This is a genomic window from Filifactor sp. (assembly GCF_057248345.1).
The window spans coordinates 1-2,268 of record NZ_DBHIIC010000079.1 but is presented as its reverse complement, the minus strand read 5'-3'; the positions used below and the strand labels follow the sequence as shown (position 1 = coordinate 2,268).

At 39.9% G+C, this 2,268-nt stretch carries 1 protein-coding gene; it reads right to left on the bottom strand.

Annotation, left to right across the window (positions count from 1 at the left end; genetic code table 11):
- The coding region (locus ACO5GE_RS07950) for a hypothetical protein (RefSeq protein ID WP_484830374.1) at positions 1-1,834 on the bottom strand (1,834 nt) is incomplete at its 3' end.
- Positions 1,835-2,268: the final 434 nt, after the last annotated feature.

Genomic DNA, 2,268 nt, shown 5'->3' with positions numbered 1-2,268 from the left:
GATTTGATCCCGGATTCAATGTTCCGTAGTTATACTCCCAAACATCAAAGTCTGCAGTTTGAGAGAACATCGTTTTTGTTTCAGAAGTAGTTAGCTTCGTCCATTGTTTTCCGTTCACTGCTGTTCCCATTGGTGAATTTGCAACCAAATATCCTTTTGGTAACAACATTCTAATTTTTACATCATTGAATGTATTGCCTGATCTGTTATAAAGCAACAAGTCTCCACCCATATTTTTTCCGGCTTTTCCATCCAAAATATTGTATCTGTTGTTTGACTTCGTTACTTCTTGGGTGTAACCGTTGTAACTTAGGGAAATTCCGTTTGGATTGACATCATCTGATGTGGATAGTCCATAAGATACCCCGAAGTATTTGGTTTCTCCCGGCATAATCAATCTAGGGTTCACACGTACCCCATGTCCACTATCTACCAGCGATTGGTCATAACCCGTTCCATCGTTATAAACATGAAATCCATAGTTGGAGTTAACATTGGAATAATTTCCTAATACCAGATAGTCTGCACTTTCAATTTTGGCATCCGGCCACTTCACAGATGCTCTTGCTGTCGGTACAATCTGTACGGTCATAGGGTTCGTAATTCTATCAGTGTTATAGTCAATTGGAGAAGAAGCAGTAACTGAATATTCTTCAATCGCATAGAGGAAACCCGGAATCTTATCCTTATCGTAGGTACCCCCTGTAAACATATTGATGTCAGAACTGGTAGCTTTTAGGAACCATGGGTCCGCTGCCTGTGAGGTGCTTCCGTTTACTGCCATTGTTGCTGAAATTGGAAATGCTGCTGCCATCCCTTTGTTAACTAATGTACCGCCGGGTGCACCGGGATAGTTATTTACCGTTCTATCTCCTGTGAAGAATCGGTTGATTCCTTCTCCACGAAACGCCGCCTGGTCATCATTTCCAATCTGAGTATCTACACCCCAATATTGGGTATAGGCTTGTGCCTGATCCTCAGAGATATTGGTTACCTTGGTAATCAAATTTACTCCACTTGGTTCCTCATCCAAATAACCGTCGGCTGTCGGCTTTTGTGCATAGATTGCTTCTTCAATAAACTCTGCATACAACTTGTCATTACCTCTTACCTGTCCACGTTGGATGACATAGTTCTTGGTATCATTCTTGTAAGTCTTGAATTTGTCAGATTCAAATAAAGATTGTTGCACTCCGTCAATTGGCGCAAAATTGTGGAAGATATGATCATAGTAACTTGTGTTTTGGAAAGACACTCCCGGTTGGTTCCAGTTTCCACCATATCTGTAGAATGCTTCTTTATAGGCTTCATATCGCTCATCTACATCTGTCTTTTCAGCAGGTGTCATCGCTGCATACGCTGCTGATGTGATTTGTTGCCACACAGGTGCAACACCATATTTCGCCTGTTCATCAGGTGTGTAGCTAAGTGTTGCAATAGCAGTGTCGTTGAGTTTTGCTGCAGGTTGATAACCTGTTTTCAATGTGACAGGACCGGAGCCTGTATGAAGATAACTGGAAGCTCCACCATACGCCAAATTCTGGTCATAATCTCCTACTCCCTTTTGTTTACGAAATCGAATGGCATGGTTTTGTGCATCATAGTTTAAACCGATTTCCATCAATTCTCCTACATGAACGATAGCCTCTTCTCCATTGTCCAAGTCTACTACCGCTTCTCCGGTTTCAGCAGTTTGCCAGTTCGGGACAGGTAGTGCATAGGATGTCGGAATGTTTCCACTCAATACCATCAGTGCACTCAAAGTTCCTGCAATGACTCTCTTCTTCAATCCGGATATTTTTGTTCCGTTTTGAATCAATTTTTTGAGATTCATAAAATCCCCCTTTCTGATATTCTAATTTTGTTGTTTCATTGTTTTTTCTTCATGTTCATACCATCTCCTTCCTCGATATGTTCCAAAAAAGGATGTTTCCGGTAACTCCTAACAAAGATAAAACAGTTCCCATTCTGACATTCCATCTATCACAGTTTGAAACTCTATTTTATCTATTATGCGTTGACGGTTCAGCATGACAATTTCGAAAAAAATGAACTTACACTACTTATTCTTTTGCACAAATCGTTCCATTTTGTGTTAACCTATACCCTTTGCTCGACTCAGTTTGATTTTTACAGTCAACGATTGCAAGAACTGTATGATTTGTACTTTCTTCAATTATATTATAATATATCGAATGGCCTTTCTTGAAATTTTCCAATCTCTTTTCATGTGTTACATTCCATCACTATAACTCTCCAAATAAAAAA